Source organism: Vibrio cholerae ATCC 14035 (assembly GCF_000621645.1).
Taxonomy (GTDB): Bacteria; Pseudomonadota; Gammaproteobacteria; order Enterobacterales; family Vibrionaceae; genus Vibrio; species Vibrio cholerae.
On sequence record NZ_JHXR01000001.1, the window covers coordinates 20,657 to 44,174 of the forward strand.

Here is a 23,518-nt window from a genome sequence, read left to right on the forward strand (position 1 = left end):
CTTGATTTGGCGTTCGAGCAGTGAATTTCCTGTCAAAATCGACCACCCATTAACGCCAATTAGGTGTAACCCTGAACGAAAGCCGATACAATGTGCCACCTATATTAAGGATTAAGCGGCAGAATGGAACCGATTATTCTCGATTTGCGGGAGCAGCGTTGCCCTATGACGTTACTACTGGTTAAACGAGCCGCGGCAGCTCTATCGCCCGGTGAATCGCTGACCATTTTGATTGCCGATCCCGCCTCACAACGTGACATTGAAAAGTATATTGCTCAACAGCCGCTGGATTGTCAGCGCACTCTAAATCACGATCACTGTTCGCTCAAGGTTAGTAAGGAGACTTCGTTTAATGTTTGAAATGGTCAGTCGTTGGTATAAGCGACGCTTCTCCGATCCACACGCTGCCAGCTTGGTGGCGATTTTGTTGTTTGGTTTTATCACCATCTACTTCTTTGGTCATTTGATTGCCCCTTTATTGGTGGCAATTGTACTCGCCTATCTGCTTGAGTGGCCCGTTACTCAACTGCGTCGATTACGAATTCCGCGCACCTTAGCGGTGATCATTGTGATTACGGTGTTCACTGGCTTGATGATTTTGGCGGTGTTTGGTTTGGTGCCAACGATTTGGAAGCAGGTGGGGAATTTAATTAACGACGTGCCGAATATGTACAATGGTACGCAGAAATTCATCACCAGTCTGCCTGAACGTTATCCGGAATTGGCACATCTAGAGATTGTCGAATCGGTAATCGGTAATGCGAAAAACAAAGTGCTAGGCATGGGCGAATCGGTGGTAAAAGGTTCTCTTGCGTCTCTGGTCAGCTTAGCCACGCTAGGGGTTTATCTGATTTTGGTGCCTCTATTAGTGTTCTTCTTGTTGAAAGATAAACAAGAGATGCTGCGGATGGCGAGTGGCATTTTGCCGCGTAACCGCAAGTTGGCGAATAAAGTTTGGGAAGAGATGAACCAACAAATCTCCAACTACATTCGTGGCAAAGTGCTGGAGATTGTTATCGTCGGCACAGTCAGTTACATCACGTTCGCGATTTTAGATCTGCGTTATTCCGTATTGCTGGCAGTCGCAGTCGGGCTTTCGGTATTGATCCCTTATATCGGCGCTGCAGCTGTAACCGTACCTGTTGCGATTGTGGCCTTGTTCCAATGGGGGCTGACCCCGCAGTTTTACACCTTGTTGATTGCTTACGGCATTATTCAGGCTTTGGACGGTAACGTTTTAGTGCCCGTACTTTTCTCTGAAGCGGTGAACCTACACCCGGTTGCGATCATTATTGCGGTACTCGTATTTGGCGGATTATGGGGCTTCTGGGGCGTGTTTTTTGCGATCCCATTAGCCACTCTCGTTAAGGCGGTGTGGAAAGCCTTACCAAGTATTGATGAAGAGCCCGCTTCCTAAAGAGGCCTAGTGGTGAACAAAAAACCAGCATTTTGCTGGTTTTTTATTGTCATTGAGTCCAAAACGAAAATTTCAGACTAAAGTTTGTAGAGAGAGTTGGCGATATAGCTCCTATAACAAAACCAATTTAATCAACACTATTTATCGCAAATGGGCAAATCAGGGACCCAGAACAGAAGGATCGGACATTATGAGGTTTAGTCAGAAGATCGTTGCCGCTTCATCGGCATTACTACTCTGTGTTATTGCACTGCTGTCATTCCAACAGCTCTCCACCGTTCGTGAGGAGATTGAGTCACTCGTTCAAGATAGCTTGATGGAGATGGTGAAAGGGGTCAAAAACACAATTGAGTCAGATCTTGCCAGTAAAAAGGGATTAGCGCAGTCGACCACTGAGATTTTACAGCTTGATCCAACCAACAAAGCATTTGCTAAGAGTGTTTTAGAATCCCCCAACCTAAAAGGGAGCTTTTTAGCGATTGGTCTTGGCTATGAATCTGATGCGACCGTGGTCGAAAATGATGATGGTTGGGAGCCAAACGCAGATTACGACCCACGTAAGCGTCCTTGGTATGTGGATGCTAAGCGTGAAAGAAAGCTAGTGGTCACCGAGCCTTATGTCGATATCTCGACCAAGAAAATCATCATCTCTATCGGTACGCCAGTTTATCAGCAGAGTAACTTTGTTGGTGCCATGTTCTATGACGTAGAGCTGACTCAGTTGGCGCAATTGGTTAACTCTGTGAATCTGTTTGATGCGGGTTACTTATTCATCACGACGAAAGACGGCGTTACCATTGCTCACCCGAATGCGGAAAACAATGGCGAAAAATTCAGTCAGTTTTTACCGAATGTCGATCTGAAAGAAGGAACCCAACGGATTGAGCTGGACGGTAAATACTATCTGGTTAAATTTGCCCAAGTGCCATCTGAGAGTTGGTATATCGGCGCTGTGGTGGATGAATCGATCGCGTTTGCGATGGTGGATGATTTACGCCACAGCTCATTGATTTATACCGTTATTGGCGTATTGCTCAGTATCATTGGCTTAAGCTTCCTAATCAAAGTGCTGATGAAGCCTCTGGGTGCGCTGAGTCGAGCCATTGAAGATGTAGCTTCAGGTCAAGGGGATTTAACTAAACGTTTGGACACCAACACCGATATGGAATTTGCAATATTGGCGAAGGATTTCAACGTGTTCTGCGAAACGTTGCAAAAACGTATCCAACACCTAAAAGGGATTGGCGCGGAAATCATGCATGGTACCGAGCAAACGGTACTGGGTGCGCATGAGTCGGCCAGTGCCATGGCGCAGCAGTTGCAAGAGCTGGAGCAGCTCGCGACGGCAATGCATGAGATGGCGGTAACGGCGACAGAAGTAGCGAATAACGCGCAAGGAGCAGCGGCTGCGGCTCACGAGGCTGATGAAGCTTCACAAGATGGCAGTAAAGTGGTGAGTGATACCACGCGATCGATTGATGCGCTTTCTGCTCGTATCGAACAAGCGGTAGAAGAGGTCAAAGGACTAGAAGTGGCGACCGGAAATATCGAAACCATTTTGAAAGTTATTAACGATATTGCTGATCAAACCAACTTGCTGGCACTTAATGCGGCGATTGAAGCCGCGCGCGCGGGGGAATCGGGTCGAGGTTTTGCGGTGGTTGCCGATGAAGTTCGGACGTTGGCACAGCGTACGCAACAATCGACCACGGAAATTCGCAATATGATCGAACAGTTGCAAAGCGGTGCGAGTGCGGTTTCTGCTGCGATGAATGAGAGTAAGTACACGGCGGATGATGCTGTGCAGAAGGCGCAGCTTGCTAATGAATCTCTGCAACGGATTCGTGGTGCTATCCAACGGATCAGCGATATGAACATGCAGATTGCTTCTGCAGCGGAAGAGCAAAGTCTCGTTGCCGAGGAGATCAACACCAATACGGTGAAGATTAAAGACCTCTCGACTCAGGTGGCGGACTCCGCTAAATCAGCGAGTATGGCCATGGAAGTACAAACCGAAAACGTGCGCGAGCAAGGCAAACTCCTCAACACCTTTATCGTGTAGCGTTTTGACCTACGCATTTCGAATGCCAACAATAAGGCCAGTCAATGACTGGCCTTAATCTTTTCTGTATTTAAACGGACTAAAATCGGCATTTCTACCGATTATTTGCCGCTGAGATAAGCCAGTACCACTTCATGGTGGTTGCTGGTTTTAAACTTATCAAAGACTTGCTCAATCACACCTTGTTCATTGATCAAAAAGCTGATGCGATGTAAGCCATCAAAGATTTTACCCATGAACTTTTTCTCACCCCATACGCCAAACTGTTCAGCCACTTGGTGATCTTCATCTGATAACAGTGAGAAGTTGAGATTATCACGCTCAATGAACTTGCCTAATCGCTTCACGGGGTCGGTACTCACCCCCAGCACTACCACATTGTGTCCTTGCAGCTCCGCTTGAATATCGCGTAGTCCTTGTGCCTGCACTGTGCAGCCTGGCGTCATGGCTTTGGGGTAAAAGTAGAGCAGAACTTTTTTGCCTGCAAAATCCGCAAGCGTCACTGGATTGCCATTTTGATCTGGTAAAGAGAAAGCCGGAGCTGGAGTTCCAGCAGTAAGCGTATTCATAATGATCCCTTTGATTACTGACTGTTTTTTATAAAGTTAAGTGAACCCTGAACATCAAGTGCTGTACATAAGGCATCAAACTCTTCTTGCAACTGCATGAGGTTACAACCTGAGTCCACTCGCGCGCTGATGGCGATGTGGAACTGATTTTGCTCACTGTGCAGTTTGTCTTTGCTGATGGTTTGTGCGCTTAGTGATGCCATACCGATTTGGCGCTGTGCGAAAAATTGGGTGAACTTTTCGGTCAGCCCCAGTTTATCGTCAGACTCTACGTACACTTCCACGGTATAAGCGTGGGTTTGATGATCATGAGGTGATGTACGTTTCATCATGGTGATCAGATCATGCTGTTGGCCAAGCAAAGGTAACGTGGTTTCGACGCGAGTAATGTTGCTTGGGGAGCCAGAAATTAACATCAAAAGTGTAAATTCTTTTCCAAACATAGCGATGCGGCTATCAATAATGTTGCAACCCGCTTGGGTCACTAATCGAACCACTTCGTTACAAATGCCGGGTCTGTCAGTGCCCACGGCGGTGATCACAAGATGCTGAGTCATACTGTCACTTTAGAGATGATTTTTCGGGCATGTTAACACAGTTAAACTAGAGAAAAAGCGTGACCAAGTGCGTTTTTCCGTGCGCTCACCCTGAAAATGACCACAGTTTGACACCCACGACGAAGTGCCGTGTATAAAGGTCACTCGTCTTGCCCGCCATTTATTGAGGGCATCTTATCAATATTCATCCGCATGGTGATTTAAGCCCATTTCTCCGCTTGTCTTTTTTTAGCGCCATGCATTACCATGCTGAGAGTATCAGATTAGGGAGATAGACATGTTTTCAGGAAGTATCGTTGCGTTAATTACCCCATTTACTCCGGACGGTGAAGTCGATTATATCAGCCTGAAAAAGCTGGTCGATTTCCATGTTGATGCAGGAACCGATGCGATTGTTTCCGTTGGCACCACCGGTGAATCCGCGACGCTAACGGTCGAAGAACACGTGAAAGTAGTAGCAAAAACGGTGGAGTTCGCTGAAGGTCGTCTGCCTATTATTGCTGGAACAGGCGCAAATGCGACCCATGAAGCGGTCACTTTTAGCCGCCTGCTGAACAACACAGGTATTGCAGGGTATTTGAGTGTCACGCCTTATTACAATAAGCCGACCCAAGAAGGTCTGTTCCTGCACTACAACGCGATTGCGCAAGAAACCGATATTCCCGTGATTTTGTACAACGTGCCGGGACGTACCGCTGTGGATATGCGTCCAGAAACCGTTGCCCGTTTATCTGAAATCAAGAACATTGTCGCACTGAAAGATGCAACCGGTGATTTAAGCCGTGTTGCGAAGCACCGTGAGATGTGTAAAGAAGGTTTTGTCCTACTCAGCGGTGATGATGCCACAGGCCTTGAGTTCGTCAAACTCGGGGGGCAAGGTGTGATTTCAGTGACCAACAATATCGCTGCTGCCGACATGGCGAAGATGATGCATTTGGCGCTGGATGGTAAGTTTGACGAAGCGGCGAGCATCAACCAACGCTTGATGACACTGCATAAAAATCTGTTTATCGAATCGAGCCCAATTCCAGTGAAATGGGCAGCCCATAAGATGGGATTGATTGCAAATGGTGATCTGCGTCTACCTTTGACGCAACTTTCGGAACCAGCACGCCCAATCGTTGCCCAAGCCCTGTCTGAAGCCTGTATTTATTAAGGCGCGATCCATTACAATGCCGGGGTATCATGACCCCGGCAATTTTTAGGAGTTTCAATGAAGTTTTCTCGCCAGCTAGTTCTCAGTTCACTGGCTGTTTTGGTTTTAAGTGCTTGCTCCAGCAGCCCCACGCAACGACGCCAAGCCAAAGACGATTTCGACTATCTCGAAACCATAGAATTTAAGCCTTGGGTTTTGCCACAAGGTGCCACTCCGCAGTTTTATCCTAACTATGATATTCCGCAGGGGGCGTTTCATGGTGGCGTGGGCAATGTGGTCGATATTCGCCCGCCACAACAAGTGTTGGAACTCATCCCAGGTGCTCGCGCAGAACGTCAAAATGGCGAAGTGACCTTATGGATGTTGCGCCAAGATGAAGCGCAAAAAGTGTGGGATACCGCACTGAAAATGATTGCGGAGCGCAAAATCCCTCTTCGTAAGCAAACCGATTCTATGGTGGAAACGGACTGGGTCGATTGGGTATCAGAAGATGAAGATGTGACGATTGGCAGCCGCTACTTAATGTCGATGGTGGAAACCAATAATCGTTATGGCTTTAAAATTTCGCTGATTGGTTGGCGTGAAAATGGTCAAGTGCAAACGGTCAGTACCACCAATAAAGAGCGTTACAACGCCTTTATGACCAACTTGGTCACCACTCGTTACGACTCCGATGTGCGTGCGGAAGCGGCGCGCCGTGCTCAAGAGCTGGTTAAGCAAATTCCGATTACCATGGGCTCAGATCGCAGTGGATTCCCTGTGATCATTGCGCGTACGCCTTACGATGTACTGTGGCAACGTTTGCCAGAGTTACTGCCCAAAATGGGCTTTACTATTGAAGAGCGTAACCAGTCACAAGGCACGGTCAAAGCCAAATACGCTGCACCAGATGATGAATTCTGGCAACAGGTTGGGGTTAAACCGATTGAGCTTAAATCCGGGACTTACACCTTCCTCTTTGGTGACTTGGGTAACCGTACGTCGATTAACGTGACTGACTCAGCGGGTAAACCGGTCAACGAAGCGCTGTTGAAAGAGATGGTGCCAGTGCTCTCAGCTGTGGTGGATAAGAAGTAATAAAAAAGAAGGGATGCCAAGGCATCCCTTTGTTTTTGTGGTCACCCCTAAACCACCGCTTTTAGCGGTAGTCATTGTTTTGCGATTTGTCGTTACCCGTTATCTTTAGGTTCAGAGGGAGTATCCGTGCCTTTGGGTGAGCGCGGATATCTCTTCTGATCCAGTTCATTCAGCCGATCAAGTTCGCTTTTTTTATCCATTTGCCCAAATTTCATGTTGGCGGTGTATTTAAGCGCGGCAATATTCCCGACAATCACGGCGACCACAATCAACGAGATCACCCAAGGGTTAAACAGTATCTCCATGTTATGCCTCACAAATATTCGTGATGAAGCGCTGATAAATCTCCGGCAACAGCGCTTGGACTGTCGTTTTTCCTTCCATCGCTACGGCAGAGAGCTGCTCAAGCAATAGGGGCTCACTTAGTGCTGCTAAGCATTGCTGCGCAGTCTGTTTATGACTGATATGCCAAGGTTCAAAGCCAATGCCTTCACCATGCTGATAGGGTAGGAAAAAACCAAATTGAGCAAGATGTGCGTTTAGCCATTGAGAGAACTCACTTTGATGCCCTTCAAGATATTCCCACGGTTCAAGCAGCAGACTGGTGTTCTCTGGTAAAGCATCGCGGTCATACACATCAAAATCCGTTCCCCAATGGTGACGACTTGCGCCCGGCAAGGCTGACCAGCGTAATATGGCTAACACTTTTTCAGCTTCACTCAGTGTGTTGCTATGCAATGGCTGGCTATGTTCATCGAGCAGCGGTTTTTGACCGAGCATTTTCTGGTTCCAGATCGCCAGTTGGCGTTCAAAGGAGCGAAAACCACTGGCGATACAAAGATTAAACCCTGCATCTTGCGCCGCTTGCTTGAGTGCTAAAAGATCCGCACTCACTTGGGGATGCACTTGAAACGCTTTTTGTCCGACCATCACGGAGATCAAATGTGTGTCGGTTTGCCCGGTCAGCTGCTCTGGGGTCATAGTTAGCCTAAAAGATGATTTAAGGTTTTTTGATACATATCGGTCAATTTCTCTAAATCCGCAATACGTACACACTCGTTTACCTTGTGAATGGTGGCATTCACGGGACCGAGCTCAACCACTTGTGCGCCCATTTGGGCAATGAAGCGACCATCAGATGTTCCGCCTGTCGTCAATAACGCAGGAGCTTGATGGTTTACTTCCTCTACGGCCGCGACTACTGCTGCCAGTAGTTCGCCCGTATCGGTCAGGAAGGGTTGGCCGCTGAGAGTCCATTTCACACCGTAATCGAGCCCGTGAGCATCCAAGACCGAATGTACGCGGCGTTTGATCTCTTCATCGGTGAGCTCTGTACTAAAGCGGAAGTTAAACTGCACATCAAATTCACCGGGGATGACATTCGATGCGCCAGTACCCGCTTGCAGGTTAGGAATTTGAAAGCTGGTGGGGGGGAAATAGGCGTTACCTTCATCCCATTGGGTGGCGGCGAGTTCGGCCAATGCGGGGAGCGCTTTATGCACGGGATTATTAGCCAGATGCGGATAAGCAACATGGCCTTGAGTGCCTTTTACCTTCAAATCCCCCGTGATGGAGCCACGACGGCCATTTTTCACCACATCGCCTACGGCTAGGGTACTGGACGGCTCACCGACGATACACATATCGATCAGTTCGTTACGTGCCATTAGCGTTTCTACGACACGGACGGTACCGTTGATAAAGGGGCCTTCTTCATCAGAAGTGATCAAAAAACCGATTGAGCCTTGATGATCGGGATGTTCGGCAATAAAACGCTCTACCGCCACAATCATACAAGCCAGCGAGCCTTTCATATCTGCTGCGCCACGCCCATGCAGGAAACCATCAATCACAGTCGGCTCAAAAGGAGGAGTGTGCCACTGCGACAAAGGGCCGGCAGGCACCACATCGGTATGACCTGCAAAAACAAACAGGGGAGATTGCGTGCCGCGGCGAGCCCAGAAGTTGGTGGTGTCTTCAAACACCATGCTTTCAATTTCGAAACCCAGCGCTTTTAAGCGCTCAATCATCAGATCCTGACATCCTGCGTCGGCAGGAGTAACGGATTGGCGGCTAATCAGCTCTTTTGCCAGAGCCAGTACAGGGCTATCTGTCATCCTTGAAATTCCTTTTATTAATCAAAACGCTTAAGAAAAAAGAGCGCGATACTGGGCATCGCTAAAGCCAAGATGCAGTTCATCTTGACGTTGTAAAATAGGGCGCTTAATCATCGCCGGATGTTCTACTAACAATGCCACTGCATTGTCGGCATTCAAAGTGGCTTTTTGCTCATCACTCAGTTGGCGAAAGGTTGTGCCGCGCTTATTGAGTACTTGTTCCCAACCTAATTGGCTACAAAATCCAGCCACCAATTCTGGGGTAATGCCCTCTTTGCGATAGTCATGAAACTGGTAGGCGACGCCCGCTTGTTCTAGCCATTTACGGGCTTTTTTCATGGTGTCGCAGTTCGGAATGCCATACAAAGTGATCGTCATGTTTATCCTTAAATGGGTTTTATTGAAGGCCTGAATGGGTTGCTTCATGGTGTTGAGCTTAGGGCAACCTTGCTTATTGTGCGTTCAATCCTAACAGGAAGGTTCGGCCGAGACAAAAGTGTGATGTAGATATTTCACGCACGGAAAAAATAGCCTACTAAAGTAAATCGATTGGCAAGTTATTGATCAAACGCAACACATCACACAGTAAAACGGAAATAATGAGCACAGCATACTTTAGGAGGTATCAATGGAACTGAGTCCTGTATTCGCAAGGCGCTTATATTTAGCTTTGCTTGTGGAGAGCCTTGAGCGACCCAATGTCCCTAAACTGATTGAAAAGACGGGCTGGCCTCGTCGTACTATCCAAGATGTCATCAAAGCCATGCCGGGTATCGGTATTGAACTGAACTTCGTGCAAGATGGCCGCCGACACAATGATGGCTACTACCAGCTTTCTGACTGGGGTCCCTTTGACAGCCAATGGGTCACCGAACGCAAAAAAGACATTGCGGCAAGCTTAGGGTTTTGTGCTTAAAGCCAGCATCGCTGGCTTTTTCATTTTCCACATTATGCGGCTTGGCACATCATGCGGCTTGGTGCGTCAGCTGTTTTGCCACAACCAGTAACTGATAAAACCTAACCAACTTAGCGCTAATAATACCCATGCGAGTTTGGCTTGATTGGTATGAGAGTCATCGCCGAGTTCGGCTGCATAGTCATCCGCTTCGTGGATTTCCTCTGTCGAAGATTGCTTGGCTTTTAACGCTTTTTTACGCAGCTTATCTGCCTGCCGGTGTTTCTCTTTCTGCTGCTTTTTGTATAAAGCAATCCCTTTTTCGATACCTTGAGTGATGAGCTTAGTTTGCTCTTTGGTTTGTCCGGGGCGCTGAGTCGCTTTCGCAATTTTTAACGCCTCTTGCTGGGTTTGTTCTGACGGAATGAGAGTCGTGTTTTTCATTAATCTATACGGTTTAAAAAGCTTAGGACTAAGACTAGCATGTGAGCGCAGGGTAAAAAATGGGGCGAGCTAAGAATAAGCAGTGGTCATTTAGGGGAATTGCGCTAGAGTGAACAGCCTGTGTTTTATGAGTTGAGAAAACCGTGCGTTATTCGATTGAACAGTATGATAGTCAAGGATTTTTAAAAGCACCGATATGGCTATGGCTAGGATGGCTGTTTCTTAATCGAGCTTGGGTCATGTTTGTGATGGCGGGGGTGAGCCGCGAACAAGGTTCCCATTTGCTCTCATTGATCTATCCCGATCACTCTTTGTTGTATGTTGGACTTGCGATGGGGGCTCCGGCTCTTGCCTTAATGTGGCTCATCACATTACGCAGTTCGCAGCGGCAATGGGTCAATCAGATTGTCGCGCAAGGTCGTGCGATTTCTTTATTCGTTGTGATAGGCCAATTTGTGCAAACGGCTTTTCACGTTTACTTGCAGCAGGGGGCTTTTCACTGGGCCAACGCATTGACCCTACTCTTATTACTGTGGTTTGGCATTTACCTTGTGCAGAGTCGCCATGTACGCGACAGTTTAAAAGCCCCCGCGTTGGATAAGGCATGATCATCATCAACGCGATGATTTTTCTTTTTATTACACTGAGCAAAACCGAAAAGTGAGGATTCGTTATGTTTAAGTCACAGACCGCAATCTTGCCAGAAGCTGGCCCGTTTGCCCTGTACACACTACTGAAAGTTCGTCAGAACCACGCCCATGTTTTGCAAGCGCTTAAGGCTTTGCCTGCGTTAGTTGAGGAAATCAATCAAAATCAGCCGGGAGCCGAGCTGACGGTTTCTGTCGCGTTCAGCAAAGGTTTTTGGAGCCATTTTGAGATGGCGTCGCCACCAGAACTGATTGATTTTCCTGAGCTGGGTGAGGGCGAAACTCACGCGCCAAGCACGGATGTGGATGTGTTGATCCATTGTCACGCCACGCGCCACGATTTGCTGTTTTATACTCTACGTAAAGGGATTAGCGACATAGCTCAAGATATTGAAATCGTGGATGAAACCTATGGTTTCCGTTATTTAGACGCACGTGACATGACGGGCTTTATTGATGGCACAGAAAACCCGAAAGCTGAGAAACGTGCGGAAGTCGCGTTGGTGGCTGATGGCGACTTTGCGGGAGGCAGTTATGTGATGGTACAACGCTTTGTGCATAATTTGCCGGCGTGGAATCGTCTCAACTTAGCGGCGCAAGAAAAAGTGATTGGTCGCACTAAGCCTGATTCCGTCGAGCTAGAAAATGTTCCTGCCGCTTCGCATGTAGGTCGAGTGGATATTAAAGAAGAAGGTAAAGGATTGAAGATTGTTCGCCACAGCTTGCCGTATGGCAGCGTGAGCGGCGATCACGGCCTACTGTTTATTGCGTACTGTCACACGCTGCATAATTTCAAAACTATGCTGGAAAGCATGTACGGTGTCACTGATGGCAAAACAGACCAACTGCTACGCTTTACCAAAGCCGTGACCGGGGCTTATTTCTTTGCACCGTCGCAAGTGATGTTGCAGGAACTGACACTCAAGAATCAATAATGCAACACTGTTGCATATGTTTCATGCCAAAGCCGAGCCTAGTGCTCGGTTTTTTGATTAAAGAAAACTCACTTTACACCGATAAAAGAACAAGTAAGCAATCGTGTAAGGAGTGCAGCAGCCATGGCCATGACGGTAAATACCAATGTGTCTGCGCTGGTAGCACAGCGACATCTTAATTCTGCGTCCGAGATGCTCAATCAGTCTCTGGAGCGGCTCTCTTCTGGCAATCGAATCAACAGTGCCAAAGATGATGCGGCAGGGCTGCAGATCTCCAATCGTTTGGAAACGCAAATGCGTGGCCTCGGCATTGCTGTGCGCAATGCCAACGATGGGATTTCGATCATGCAGACGGCTGAAGGGGCAATGCAGGAAACCACTCAGCTATTGCAACGCATGCGCGACCTCTCTTTGCAATCGGCCAACGGTTCAAACAGTGCAGCCGAAAGAGTCGCATTACAAGAGGAAATGGCTGCTTTAAACGATGAATTGAATCGAATCGCTGAAACCACCTCTTTTGCAGGGCGCAAGCTGCTCAATGGCCAATTTATGAAAGCCAGTTTCCAAATTGGTGCCAGCAGTGGTGAAGCCGTACAGCTTTCACTGCGCAATATGCGATCAGACAGTTTGGAGATGGGCGGGTTTAGCTATGTTGCGGCTGCGCTAGCCGATAAACAGTGGCAAGTTACAAAAGGTAAACAACAGCTCAATATCAGCTACGTCAATGCGCAAGGGGAGAATGAGAACATTCAGATCCAAGCCAAAGAGGGAGACGATATTGAAGAGTTGGCGACTTACATCAATGGCAAAACCGATAAAGTCTCTGCGTCCGTGAATGAAAAGGGACAACTCCAGTTGTACATCGCGGGGAAAGAGACGTCAGGCACCTTGTCGTTCAGTGGCAGTTTAGCCAACGAATTACAGATGAACTTATTGGGTTATGAAGCGGTAGATAATCTTGATATCAGCAGTGCTGGCGGAGCGCAGCGCGCCGTCTCGGTGATTGATACGGCACTCAAGTATGTCGATGGGCATCGCTCAGAGCTAGGGGCGATGCAAAATCGTTTCCAACACGCGATCAGTAACCTCGATAACGTGCATGAAAACCTAGCGGCCTCGAACAGCCGGATTAAAGATGCGGATTACGCCAAAGAAACCACGCAAATGATTAAGCAGCAAATTTTGCAGCAAGTCAGCACTTCTGTGCTCGCTCAAGCGAAACGCCAGCCGAAGTTTGTGCTGTTTTTGCTGCGTAATTAACGTTGCCTGCTCGACTTCGTCTCTAACTCATTGTTCATCTGACTCAAGATCAAGCTCGCTTTATCGTCCGTGGTAGAAAAACCTTGAGTGCCAAAGTGCACTTTTTGTGCATTTTATGTGTTTGATGCCTAATTTATCGCCAACCAAACTTTTTTCTTAAAAAAATCGAAAATTTTTCCTAAAGGATTTAAAAAACGCGCCGTTATAAAAGGTAACTTTGAGAGAACTACTTTGGTTTTCCGAGACGTCGGAAACCGGATACATCGGAAAATCAATTGGAGAAATCACCATGGCAGTGAATGTAAATACCAACGTAGCAGCAATGACAGCTCAACGTTATTTGACTGGTGCAACCAATGCACAACAAACTTCAATGGAGCGTCTATCTTCAGGCTTTAAAATCAATAGTGCTAAAGATGATGCTGCCGGCCTACAAATCTCTAACCGCTTGAACGTACAAAGCCGCGGTCTGGATGTGGCAGTACGCAACGCGAATGATGGTATTTCAATTGCTCAAACCGCAGAAGGCGCGATGAATGAAACTACCAACATTCTGCAACGTATGCGTGACTTGTCACTGCAATCTGCGAACGGCTCGAACTCCAAATCTGAGCGTGTGGCAATCCAAGAAGAGATCACCGCACTGAATGATGAGCTGAACCGTATTGCAGAAACCACGTCATTCGGTGGTAACAAGTTGCTCAACGGTACCTTCTCAACCAAGTCGTTCCAAATCGGTGCTGACAACGGTGAGGCGGTCATGCTGACCTTGAAAGACATGCGCAGTGATAACCGCATGATGGGTGGTACCAGCTATGTCGCGGCAGAAGGCAAAGACAAAGACTGGAAAGTACAAGCGGGCGCGAACGACATCACTTTCACGCTGAAAGACATCGACGGCAATGACCAAACCATTACCGTGAACGCTAAAGAAGGCGATGATATCGAAGAAGTGGCGACTTACATCAACGGTCAAACCGACATGGTGAAAGCGTCTGTCAACGAGAAAGGTCAGCTACAAATCTTTGCTGGTAACAACAAAGTCACCGGTGATGTAGCCTTCTCTGGTGGTCTAGCGGGTGCTCTGAACATGCAAGCGGGTACAGCAGAAACCGTTGACACTATCGATGTGACTTCAGTTGGTGGCGCGCAACAATCGGTTGCAGTTATCGACTCTGCGCTGAAGTATGTAGATAGTCACCGTGCTGAACTGGGTGCGTTCCAGAACCGTTTCAACCATGCTATCAGCAACTTGGATAACATTAACGAAAACGTGAATGCTTCTAAGAGCCGTATCAAAGACACCGATTTCGCGAAAGAGACTACAGCGCTCACCAAATCGCAAATCCTGTCTCAAGCATCAAGCTCTGTGCTGGCTCAAGCCAAACAAGCGCCAAACGCCGCACTCAGCCTGTTGGGTTAATCCCCACACCGCCAAAAAAATCCAGCTTCGGCTGGATTTTTTATTGCAGCCAGTTTCATTAATGAGTGCCTAACTTCACGAAAGTGGAGAGGATTTTCTTTTTTTGAAAAAAAGCCTGAAATTTCTCTAAAGGATATTTATTTCTCGCCGTTACAAGATACGAGAGAAATGAGGTAAACCGAGGTGAGGTGAGAGACACCAAGGTTTACCAACTTATCCGCCTAAGGAGATCAATATGGCAATTAATGTAAACACGAACGTGTCTGCCATGACCGCTCAGCGCTATTTAAATGGTGCTGCTGATGGTATGCAGAAATCGATGGAGCGTTTGTCGTCCGGCTACAAAATCAACAGTGCCCGAGACGATGCCGCAGGTCTGCAAATTTCTAACCGTTTGACATCGCAAAGTCGTGGTTTGGACATGGCGGTGAAAAACGCCAACGATGGTATTTCCATCGCCCAAACTGCAGAAGGGGCGATGAACGAAACGACCAACATCTTACAACGGATGCGCGATCTTGCGTTGCAATCCTCTAACGGCTCAAACTCTTCTTCGGAACGCCGCGCGATTCAAGAAGAAGTGTCTGCCCTCAATGACGAGTTGAACCGTATTGCAGAAACCACCTCTTTTGGTGGCAACAAACTGCTGAATGGTTCGTTTGGTAGTAAATCGTTCCAGATTGGTGCGGATTCGGGTGAAGCGGTCATGCTTAGCATGGGCAGTATGCGCTCGGATACTCAAGCTATGGGCGGAAAAAGCTATCGAGCTCAAGAAGGCAAGGCCGCAGACTGGCGTGTCGGCGCAGCAACCGATTTGACCCTGAGCTATACTAATAAGCAGGGTGAAGCACGTGAAGTGACCATTAATGCCAAACAAGGTGACGACTTAGAAGAGCTTGCGACTTACATCAACGGTCAAACTGAAGACGTTAAAGCGTCGGTCGGTGAAGACGGTAAGCTACAACTGTTTGCTTCATCACAAAAAGTCAATGGTGATGTGACCATTGGTGGTGGACTGGGTGGTGAAATCGGTTTTGATGCTGGCCGTAATGTGACGGTGGCGGATGTGAACGTTTCAACCGTGGCCGGTTCGCAAGAAGCGGTATCTATTCTGGATGGGGCTCTGAAGGCGGTGGATAGCCAACGCGCTTCATTGGGTGCATTCCAGAACCGTTTCGGTCATGCGATCAGTAACTTGGATAACGTTAACGAAAACGTCAACGCGTCTCGTAGCCGTATCCGTGATACCGATTATGCTCGTGAAACCACGGCGATGACGAAGGCGCAAATATTGCAGCAGGCGAGTACCTCTGTGTTGGCGCAAGCGAAGCAGTCACCATCTGCAGCTCTGAGCTTATTGGGATAACCCTTTGAGCGGTATTGAGCTAGTAAGTAACTTGTGGTTTAAATGTTACTTATAAGGTGGAAGGGAGATTGTTATGGAAATACCATCCTACGCATCGAACATCCAGCCTTACGGCTCACAAAGTGGCACTAAAATTGCTTCAGAAAACGATAATGCAAAAAGCGTTTCGCTTTCAGGGGATAACAGTCGCTCGGTTTCGCGTACAGATAAATTATCTGAACACTTTTCTGAGCAGGTCAGGGCAAGGCAGCAAGAATCGGCAGAGACGGCCATGGCGCAAGCAAAACAGCGCCAACGTCTTAACGAGGAGCAACTTGCCAAGATGGTGGAGCAAATGAATGAGTTTGTGAAATCCATTAACAAAGGCCTGTCTTTCAGATTGGATCGTGAATCCGGGCGCGAGGTGGTTACTATCTACGAAGCCTCGACGGGTGATATTATTCGCCAAATCCCCGAGGAAGAGATGCTTGAAGTATTGCGCCGCCTTGCCCGTGAACAGGATCATCGATCCGGTTTACTGATGGCAAAGGTGTAACACGGTTTTTGAGGTGATTGAATGAGTTTAGGCCCGATGGGGATGAATACTGGCTTTGACATCAATGGCATGGTCAGCAAAATTGTCAGTGCGGAGCGCGTACCTAAGCAGCAACGCATTGACAATGAGCGTACCAACATTGACACCAGTATCAGCGCCTATGGTCGGCTCAGAGAGTCGCTGGATACGATGAAAAATCTGATGACCCAGTTTCGTCAGGAGAAGGCTTTTGCAGTACGCAAAGTCGACACCAGTAACGAACAGGTTGTCTCCGCGACGGCCACCACGGAAGCTATTGCTGGCAACTACTCCGTCGATGTGTTGCAGCTTGCTCAAAGCCATAAAATTGCGTCTGAAGTATTGGACAAAGACGCGAAATTTGGTCCGGGCAAGCTGCATATTTCATTGGGCGATAAGAGTTTTACGCTGGATGTGCAAGGTAACTCCAAGCTGGTTGATATTGTCCGTGGAATCAATGGTGAAAAATCCAATCCGGGCGTGCGAGCCTCCATCATCAATGATGTTGAAGGGCCGCGGCTGATCGTTGCCTCTAACGTGTCAGGCAAAGATCACAGCGTAAAAATGTCCGCTCAAGCGGAACCCGGTAATCCACTTAAGCAACTCGAATACAAAACCCTCGAACAGCGAGTTCGTGATTTAGAAAAAGCGCGTGCGCAAGCTCAGCAACTCATCGCCCCACTCACCCCTGAACAGCAAAAAGTCGCCGCCAAAGTCGCGGAAAAAATTGGCGATGCTGCTCGGCTGGTCGATCAAGAAGTCGCACAAGAAATTCGAAGTGCCGCACAAAGTGCACAAGGTGCGGCCGGAGAGGCGCTCAACGCTGGTGAGTTAACCGAGAGTGCGGTAAAAGCCGCGGCTAACGCCGCCAGTGAAGCCAAAAAATACATCAGGCCGGAAGACCGAATTCCGGGCTGGACAGAAACCGCGTCCGGTACCTTGCTCGATTCCTATTGGGAACCGGAAGAAGAACTCGACGCTCAAGGTCAAAAAAAGGCCGCTGACGTTCCCGGATGGAGCAACACCGCATCCGGTACACTGCTTGATTCCTACGTCACGCCGCAAGAAGCGCAGCAAAAGCTAGAACAGAAATTAGCGCAAGAGAAGGCGCAGATTGAAGCGGCGATCCGCAGCGGAAAAATGACGCCAGAAGAGGCCAAAGCCCAAGCGCGCGCGAAACTTAGCCCAGAAGAGCGTGCCTACATTGAACAGGTCGAAAAAGCGCAAGCAGCCTTGAATGCGGCGCAAAGTGCCTTTGATGGCTACGGCGGCATGACCGAAGTGCAATCGGCGCAAGACTCTATGGTGGTGCTGGATGGGGTGGCGACCTTATCGAGCAATAACAACATCATCGAAAATGCGATCGAAGGGGTTAACTTAACCCTCAAAGGCAAAACCGATCGCAATCAGCCTCCCGCGGAAATCGGCATTGAATATGACCGCGAACGAGTGCGTAACGACATTGAACAGTTTGTCGCGGCCTATAATCAGTTTTTCCAAACCAGTAAAGAGCTCGCGGGTGTTGATCCACGAACCGGACAAGCCGGTCCTTTAGCGGGTGACAGCATAGTTCGTAGCGCAGACTCACGATTAAAAACGGTCTTCTCATCGAGCATTGAGCAAGCGCCAGAAAACCTCAAATCACTGACTGAGTTTGGGATCACCACCACCCGACAAGGGACGCTAGAAATCAACTATGCTATGCTTGACCGCCAATTGAATAACAACTTCACTAAGTTGGGTGAGTTTTTTGGCGGCAATCAAGGCTTTGCTAAGCGGGTCGAAGATGCGATTTCGAGCATGACTGGGGTTACGGGTTCAATCCGTACCCGAGAAAAGAGCTTGAATGAACAGACTTACCGATTGGATGACGACCAACGTTCTCTCGACCGCCGGATGGAGAGTTTGGAAAAACGGACCCATGCGAAATTCAGTGCCATGCAAGATGCGACCAGCAAGATGCAATCGCAGTTAGCGGGCATGATGAACGCTTTAGGTGGTTAATGTGGAAGCAGAACTGCAACGTTTGAGTGATCTCGATCAACAAATCGCAACTCTTCTTGCGGAAGATGACATTCATACTGAAGATATTTTGCAGTTGGTCGATAACAGGGAACAGCTATTGCATAGCTTGTTAGGCTATTTGGCCGAGCACCCTGAATTGGCAAAGTCCGATTTATGGCTCAAGGCAATTGGTAATACTCAACAACTTGTGGAACAGATGCAGTTAAAAACGGCGGCGATGGGGCAAACACTCCACAAATATCGTCACGGAAATAAATCGGTTCAGCAATACAAAAAGTTTTTATAAGAGGAAGACTATGCGTGGTTCTTTACAGGCGTACAAAAAAGTATCAGTGGATAGCCAGCTAAGTGCGGCCTCACCGCATAAAATCGTCCAGATGTTAATGGCCGGAGCGATTGAGCGCCTGATCCAAGGTAAGGCGGCAATGCAGCAAGGTAACATCCCTGTGAAAGGCGAACGTTTAGGTAAAGCCTTGGATATCATCATTAGCCTACGCAGCTGCTTGTCGATGGAAGACGGTGGCGACATCGCCAAAAATCTCGATCAACTGTATGACTTTATGGTCAACCAAATTACTCAAGCGAACCATAAAAATGATCCGCAAATGCTCGATGATGTGATTGAGATCATCCGTGAAATAAAGTCAGCTTGGGATCAAATTCCACCGGAATATCACAACTTGACTGCCGCTGAAGTGGGTATTTGATTTCTGTCAGAGAAACTTTTAACAGATATCACACCCAGCAAATGCTTGGTTGCCTTATTTGCTGATTTAAATAGAATAGAAGCCACTAACTAGCCAAGTGGCTTTTTTTGTTGCTGATTTCCACAAATTGTCTATCGTTTATTCAGGATCCAGAATCAAAATTAACACCTGAAAATGATGTTCAAACGGTGCAACCACAACTTCTTATAATAAAGGCAAATAATCTCACCTATGCAGAGTTTAGCGAAACTACTTGTGATTGAGGACGATGCCGCGATCCGGCTCAATCTCAGTGTTATTTTAGAATTTGTAGGAGAGCAGTGTGAGGTCATTGAGTCTACTCAGATTGACCAAATCAATTGGTCGGCAGTGTGGGGTGGGTGCATTTTAGGCTCGCTACGTGGTCAAGCGCTTTCTGAACAATTAATCCAATCTTTAACCAAGGCTAACCATATCCCGTTGCTGGTTGCCAATAAGCAGCCTTATTCCTTAGAAGAATTCCCCAACTATGTGGGTGAGTTAGATTTTCCGCTCAACTATCCGCAGCTGAGCGATGCTTTGCGTCACTGTAAAGAATTTCTTGGGCGCAAAGGTTTTCAAGTCCTTGCGACCGCACGCAAAAACACCCTGTTTCGTAGCCTTGTTGGGCAAAGCATGGGGATTCAAGAAGTTCGCCACTTGATTGAGCAAGTCTCGACCACGGAAGCCAACGTGCTGATCCTCGGTGAGTCGGGCACGGGTAAAGAAGTGGTTGCGCGTAACATTCACTACCATTCAGGACGCCGTAATGGCCCTTTTGTCCCCATCAACTGTGGTGCAATCCCGGCTGAATTGCTGGAAAGTGAACTGTTTGGTCATGAAAAAGGGGCGTTTACCGGAGCGATTACCGCACGTAAAGGCCGTTTTGAACTGGCTGAAGGCGGCACACTCTTTTTAGATGAAATTGGCGATATGCCGATGAGCATGCAGGTTAAACTGCTGCGCGTGCTGCAAGAGCGCTGTTTTGAACGGGTGGGAGGCAACAGCACCATCAAAGCGAATGTGCGCGTGATTGCCGCAACGCACCGTAATTTGGAAGAGATGATTGACGGACAGAAATTTCGTGAAGATCTCTACTACCGCTTAAACGTGTTCCCGATTGAAATGCCCGCTCTGCGCGATCGGATTGATGACATTCCTTTGCTGTTACAAGAGCTGATGACTCGTATGGAAGCGGAAGGGGCGCAGCCCATCTGTTTCACGCCGCGTGCGATCAATTCGATGATGGAGCATGACTGGCCGGGTAATGTGCGTGAACTTGCCAACTTGGTTGAGCGTATGGTCATCCTGTATCCAAACAGTTTGGTCGATGTGAATCACCTGCCGACCAAATACCGTTACAGTGATATTCCGGAATTCCAGCCAGAGCCTAGCCGTTTTAGCTCGGTTGAAGAGCAAGAGCGTGATGTGTTGGAAGGCATTTTTGCAGAAGACTTTAATTTTGAAGAGCCGCAGGAGTTTGTCCCTGATATAGATGCGCCGCAAGCGCTGCCACCTGAAGGGGTGAATCTCAAAGAGTTGCTCGCTGATTTAGAAGTGAACCTCATCAACCAAGCGTTAGAAGCGCAAGGGGGGGTAGTGGCGAGAGCGGCAGACATGCTCGGTATGCGTCGCACCACCTTGGTTGAGAAGATGCGCAAATACAACATGCAACGCTAGGGAAACCATAGTCAATATATTGGCATTAATTAACGTGTTGATTTTAAACATGAATGGCTTGGCATGACTCTTGCGTGCCAAGCCATTGTTGCATTTAAAAACAGAGAGTGAATGATGAGCAGCGCAGTGCAAGAGCAGCATTCCCATTTGGACTCGTTAGAAGATCAAGTTGAGCGCTATAAACAGGTATTGGATGTGATGCCCGCCGGGGTGATTTTGCTCGATACCCAAGGCATAGTGCGTGAAGCCAACCCAGAAGCGCAGCGTTTACTGGATGTACCACTCGTGGGTGAAAAATGGTACAGCGTGATCCAGATTGCTTTTGCCCCGCGTGACGATGATGGTCATGAAATCTCGCTGCGCAATGGACGCAAAGTGCGCTTGGCGATCTCCGCCTCGACAACGGGTCAGCTCATTTTGATTACCGACTTAACGGAAACTCGCCTATTGCAGTCACGGATCAGTGATCTGCAACGTCTCTCTTCCTTGGGACGCATGGTGGCGTCATTGGCTCACCAAGTGAGAACGCCACTGTCCAGTGCCATGCTGTATGCCGCAAATCTCGCAGCACCGAATTTACCGCCTGCTACTCGTGAGCGTTTTCAAAGTAAGTTGGTTGACCGACTGCACGATTTGGAAAAGCAAGTAAACGACATGCTGCTTTTTGCCAAAGGTGGCGATAACAAGGTGGTGATGCCCTTCTCGATTGGCGATTTGGCCGCCGAATTTATGCCTATGGTCGAAACGGCGCTGAAAAATAATCAGATCGATTACGGTCAAGAAGTCGAAAGTGAAGAGACCATGTTGCTGGGTAATGCCAATGCTTTGGCTTCCGCGCTGAGTAATTTGGTGATGAATGCGCTGCAAATTGCGGGGAAAGGTTCACAAATTGATGTGTTTTTCCGCCCAGTGAATGGCGAACTTAAAATTTCCGTGCAAGATAACGGCCCCGGTGTGCCAGAGTCGTTGCAGCACAAAATCATGGAACCCTTTTTCACCACTCGCTCACAAGGTACAGGCCTTGGCTTAGCAGTAGTGCAGATGGTGTGTCGCGCCCACGGTGGGCGATTGGAACTGATATCCAAGGAGGGAGAGGGCGCTTGTTTTACCATGTGCATTCCCCTTGAACGTCAGGCAGATAGCTCAAACTCAGAGACTGGAGAGTGAAGATGGCTCAAAGCAAAGTCTTAATCGTAGAAGATGACGAAGGTCTTCGCGAAGCGTTGATCGACACCTTAGCTTTAGCGGGTTATGAGTGGCTGGAAGCCGATTGTGCAGAAGATGCCCTGCTCAAACTCAAATCACACAGTGTCGATATTGTGGTGTCTGATGTGCAAATGGCAGGCATGGGGGGACTCGCTCTGCTGCGCAGTATCAAACAGCACTGGCCGAATTTACCCGTACTGCTGATGACCGCTTACGCCAATATTCAAGATGCCGTATCTGCCATGAAAGATGGCGCGATTGACTACATGGCTAAGCCTTTTGCACCAGAAGTGCTGCTGAATATGGTCAGCCGTTACGCACCAGTAAAGTCAGATGACAACGGCGATGCTGTGGTCGCGGATACGAAAAGCCTCAAGCTGCTTGCCTTAGCCGATAAAGTGGCGAAGACCGATGCCAACGTGATGATTTTGGGGCCAAGCGGCTCAGGTAAAGAAGTGATGTCACGTTACATCCACAATGCCTCTCCTCGTAAAGAGGGGCCATTTATTGCGATTAACTGCGCGGCAATTCCTGACAACATGTTAGAAGCAACCCTATTCGGTTATGAAAAAGGCGCGTTTACCGGAGCCGTACAAGCGTGTCCCGGTAAGTTTGAACAAGCCCAAGGTGGCACCATTTTGCTCGATGAGATCAGCGAAATGGATCTGAATCTGCAAGCGAAACTGCTGCGGGTACTGCAAGAGCGTGAAGTAGAGCGCTTAGGGAGCCGCAAAAGCATCAAGCTCGATGTTCGCGTGCTCGCAACCAGTAACCGTGACTTGAAACAGTATGTGCAAGCCGGACATTTCCGTGAAGACTTGTACTACCGTTTGAATGTGTTCCCATTAACCTGGCCAGCCTTATGTGAGCGTAAAGACGATATTGAGCCGCTGGCTAACCATCTGATTGAGCGTCACTGCAAAAAGTTAGGTTTACCTGTACCAAGCATTGCGCCTAACGCCATTACTAAACTGCTGAATTACCCATGGCCGGGTAATGTGCGTGAGCTGGATAACGTCGTGCAGCGTGCTTTGATCTTAAGTGAAAACGGCCATATTCAAAGTGAGCACATTTTGCTGGAAGGGGTTGATTGGCATGATGCCAGCAGCTTACAGCAAGCGGTGGCGGGAGAGTCGATGGCTGCGCCGCAGATCAAACCTGTTGCAGAGCCCGAAGTGTTTAAGCCCTTAGTGCAAGGTGGTGGGCAAAACAGTAGTTCGCAAAGTTCAGGTTTGGGTGGTGAGCTGCGCGACCAAGAGTTTGCGATTATTCTTGATACGTTGGCCGAATGTCAGGGACGCCGTAAAGAGATGGCGGAGAAGCTAGGTATTAGCCCACGCACTTTACGTTACAAACTCGCCAAAATGCGTGATGCAGGGATTGATATCCCCGGTTGAGGGCATG

25 protein-coding genes are annotated in these 23,518 nt (G+C 48.3%); 18 read left to right on the forward strand and 7 right to left on the reverse strand.

Features of this window, described 5'->3' with window-relative positions:
- Positions 1-123: 123 nt before the first annotated feature.
- From T411_RS0100175 to mlp24, 3 genes are all read left to right on the forward strand, one after another.
- Complete coding sequence (locus tag T411_RS0100175; RefSeq protein ID WP_000433304.1) at positions 124-360, forward strand: sulfurtransferase TusA family protein; 237 nt, start codon at positions 124-126, stop codon at positions 358-360.
- Positions 353-1,417 carry an AI-2E family transporter gene (locus T411_RS0100180; protein WP_000462611.1) on the forward strand — a complete coding sequence of 355 codons (1,065 nt, stop codon included), beginning with the start codon at positions 353-355 and terminating at the stop codon, positions 1,415-1,417. The genes T411_RS0100175 and T411_RS0100180 overlap by 8 nt, the downstream gene beginning before the upstream one ends.
- A 190-nt stretch (positions 1,418-1,607) precedes the next feature.
- A complete protein-coding gene (gene mlp24 / locus T411_RS0100185) occupies positions 1,608-3,479 on the forward strand; it encodes a methyl-accepting chemotaxis protein Mlp24 (protein ID WP_001212589.1) in 1,872 nt (623 codons plus the stop codon).
- A gap of 101 nt (positions 3,480-3,580) precedes the next feature.
- Here mlp24 and bcp read toward each other — a convergent pair whose 3' ends face one another.
- Positions 3,581-4,048, reverse strand: a complete 468-nt coding sequence (bcp, locus tag T411_RS0100190; RefSeq protein WP_001094790.1) for a thioredoxin-dependent thiol peroxidase — start codon at positions 4,046-4,048, stop codon at positions 3,581-3,583.
- Positions 4,049-4,062: 14 nt separating this feature from the next.
- On the reverse strand, positions 4,063-4,605 hold the full coding sequence (locus tag T411_RS0100195) for a glycine cleavage system transcriptional repressor (protein WP_000191995.1): 543 nt from the start codon (positions 4,603-4,605) through the stop codon (positions 4,063-4,065).
- A 277-nt stretch (positions 4,606-4,882) separates the two neighbouring features.
- Here T411_RS0100195 and dapA point away from each other — a divergent pair, with 277 nt between their 5' ends.
- Together dapA and bamC are read left to right on the forward strand one after the other, a co-directional pair.
- Positions 4,883-5,761, forward strand: coding sequence for a 4-hydroxy-tetrahydrodipicolinate synthase (gene dapA / locus T411_RS0100200; RefSeq protein WP_000491215.1), 879 nt, complete (start codon positions 4,883-4,885; stop codon positions 5,759-5,761).
- Positions 5,762-5,818: 57 nt separating this feature from the next.
- Positions 5,819-6,838, forward strand: a complete 1,020-nt coding sequence (gene bamC / locus T411_RS0100205; protein ID WP_000672778.1) for an outer membrane protein assembly factor BamC — start codon at positions 5,819-5,821, stop codon at positions 6,836-6,838.
- A 92-nt stretch (positions 6,839-6,930) separates the two neighbouring features.
- Here bamC and T411_RS0100210 read toward each other — a convergent pair whose 3' ends face one another.
- Genes T411_RS0100210 through T411_RS0100225 form a run of 4 tightly spaced genes read right to left on the reverse strand, consistent with a single transcriptional unit; the run spans position 6,931 to position 9,333 of the window.
- Entirely contained in the window at positions 6,931-7,143 is a 213-nt protein-coding gene (locus T411_RS0100210; protein ID WP_000404231.1) for a DUF2897 family protein, read from the reverse strand.
- Between the two features lies 1 nt (position 7,144).
- Complete coding sequence (locus T411_RS0100215; protein ID WP_000187300.1) at positions 7,145-7,819, reverse strand: M15 family metallopeptidase; 675 nt, start codon at positions 7,817-7,819, stop codon at positions 7,145-7,147.
- A gap of 2 nt (positions 7,820-7,821) precedes the next feature.
- The gene (gene dapE, locus T411_RS0100220; RefSeq protein ID WP_000132408.1) at positions 7,822-8,955 is read right to left on the reverse strand and encodes a succinyl-diaminopimelate desuccinylase; all 1,134 of its coding nucleotides are present in this window, start codon (positions 8,953-8,955) and stop codon (positions 7,822-7,824) included.
- Positions 8,956-8,985: 30 nt separating this feature from the next.
- Positions 8,986-9,333 carry an ArsC family reductase gene (locus T411_RS0100225; RefSeq protein ID WP_000156592.1) on the reverse strand — a complete coding sequence of 116 codons (348 nt, stop codon included), beginning with the start codon at positions 9,331-9,333 and terminating at the stop codon, positions 8,986-8,988.
- Between the two features lie 250 nt (positions 9,334-9,583).
- On the opposite strand from T411_RS0100225, the gene T411_RS0100230 reads away from it, so the two are divergent.
- Positions 9,584-9,871 carry a winged helix-turn-helix domain-containing protein gene (locus T411_RS0100230; protein WP_000423624.1) on the forward strand — a complete coding sequence of 96 codons (288 nt, stop codon included), beginning with the start codon at positions 9,584-9,586 and terminating at the stop codon, positions 9,869-9,871.
- A 66-nt stretch (positions 9,872-9,937) separates the two neighbouring features.
- Here the strand turns inward: T411_RS0100230 and T411_RS0100235 are convergent, their stop codons facing one another.
- On the reverse strand, positions 9,938-10,294 hold the full coding sequence (locus T411_RS0100235) for a DUF2956 domain-containing protein (RefSeq protein ID WP_000799584.1): 357 nt from the start codon (positions 10,292-10,294) through the stop codon (positions 9,938-9,940).
- A 143-nt stretch (positions 10,295-10,437) separates the two neighbouring features.
- Between T411_RS0100235 and T411_RS0100240 the strand changes: the two genes are divergently transcribed.
- The 12 genes from T411_RS0100240 to T411_RS0100295 all read left to right on the forward strand — a co-directional run bounded on the left by T411_RS0100240 (position 10,438) and on the right by T411_RS0100295 (position 23,511).
- A complete protein-coding gene (locus tag T411_RS0100240; RefSeq protein WP_001270703.1) occupies positions 10,438-10,902 on the forward strand; it encodes a DUF2919 domain-containing protein in 465 nt (154 codons plus the stop codon).
- A 65-nt stretch (positions 10,903-10,967) separates the two neighbouring features.
- Positions 10,968-11,876, forward strand: coding sequence for a Dyp-type peroxidase (locus tag T411_RS0100245; protein WP_000477170.1), 909 nt, complete (start codon positions 10,968-10,970; stop codon positions 11,874-11,876).
- A 123-nt stretch (positions 11,877-11,999) separates the two neighbouring features.
- Entirely contained in the window at positions 12,000-13,136 is a 1,137-nt protein-coding gene (locus T411_RS0100250) for a flagellin (protein ID WP_001251948.1), read from the forward strand.
- A gap of 289 nt (positions 13,137-13,425) precedes the next feature.
- The gene (gene flaD, locus T411_RS0100255; RefSeq protein ID WP_000290371.1) at positions 13,426-14,559 is read left to right on the forward strand and encodes a flagellin D; all 1,134 of its coding nucleotides are present in this window, start codon (positions 13,426-13,428) and stop codon (positions 14,557-14,559) included.
- 235 nt (positions 14,560-14,794) lie between these two features.
- Positions 14,795-15,925, forward strand: a complete 1,131-nt coding sequence (flaB, locus tag T411_RS0100260) for a flagellin B (protein ID WP_000996996.1) — start codon at positions 14,795-14,797, stop codon at positions 15,923-15,925.
- A 73-nt stretch (positions 15,926-15,998) separates the two neighbouring features.
- On the forward strand, positions 15,999-16,460 hold the full coding sequence (gene flaG / locus T411_RS0100265) for a flagellar protein FlaG (protein ID WP_000405330.1): 462 nt from the start codon (positions 15,999-16,001) through the stop codon (positions 16,458-16,460).
- Between the two features lie 21 nt (positions 16,461-16,481).
- Positions 16,482-18,482, forward strand: a complete 2,001-nt coding sequence (gene fliD / locus T411_RS0100270) for a flagellar filament capping protein FliD (protein ID WP_000052031.1) — start codon at positions 16,482-16,484, stop codon at positions 18,480-18,482.
- A 1-nt stretch (position 18,483) separates the two neighbouring features.
- Positions 18,484-18,789: a flagellar protein FliT gene (gene fliT / locus T411_RS0100275; RefSeq protein WP_000387035.1), complete on the forward strand. Its 306-nt coding sequence runs from the start codon at positions 18,484-18,486 to the stop codon at positions 18,787-18,789.
- A 10-nt stretch (positions 18,790-18,799) separates the two neighbouring features.
- Positions 18,800-19,210, forward strand: coding sequence for a flagellar export chaperone FliS (gene fliS / locus T411_RS0100280; RefSeq protein WP_001214990.1), 411 nt, complete (start codon positions 18,800-18,802; stop codon positions 19,208-19,210).
- 231 nt (positions 19,211-19,441) lie between these two features.
- Positions 19,442-20,908 carry a sigma-54 dependent transcriptional regulator gene (locus T411_RS0100285; RefSeq protein WP_001190986.1) on the forward strand — a complete coding sequence of 489 codons (1,467 nt, stop codon included), beginning with the start codon at positions 19,442-19,444 and terminating at the stop codon, positions 20,906-20,908.
- A gap of 111 nt (positions 20,909-21,019) precedes the next feature.
- Entirely contained in the window at positions 21,020-22,075 is a 1,056-nt protein-coding gene (locus T411_RS0100290) for a sensor histidine kinase (protein WP_001881834.1), read from the forward strand.
- A 2-nt stretch (positions 22,076-22,077) separates the two neighbouring features.
- Positions 22,078-23,511, forward strand: coding sequence for a sigma-54-dependent transcriptional regulator (locus tag T411_RS0100295; RefSeq protein WP_000079330.1), 1,434 nt, complete (start codon positions 22,078-22,080; stop codon positions 23,509-23,511).
- Positions 23,512-23,518 lie beyond the last annotated feature (7 nt).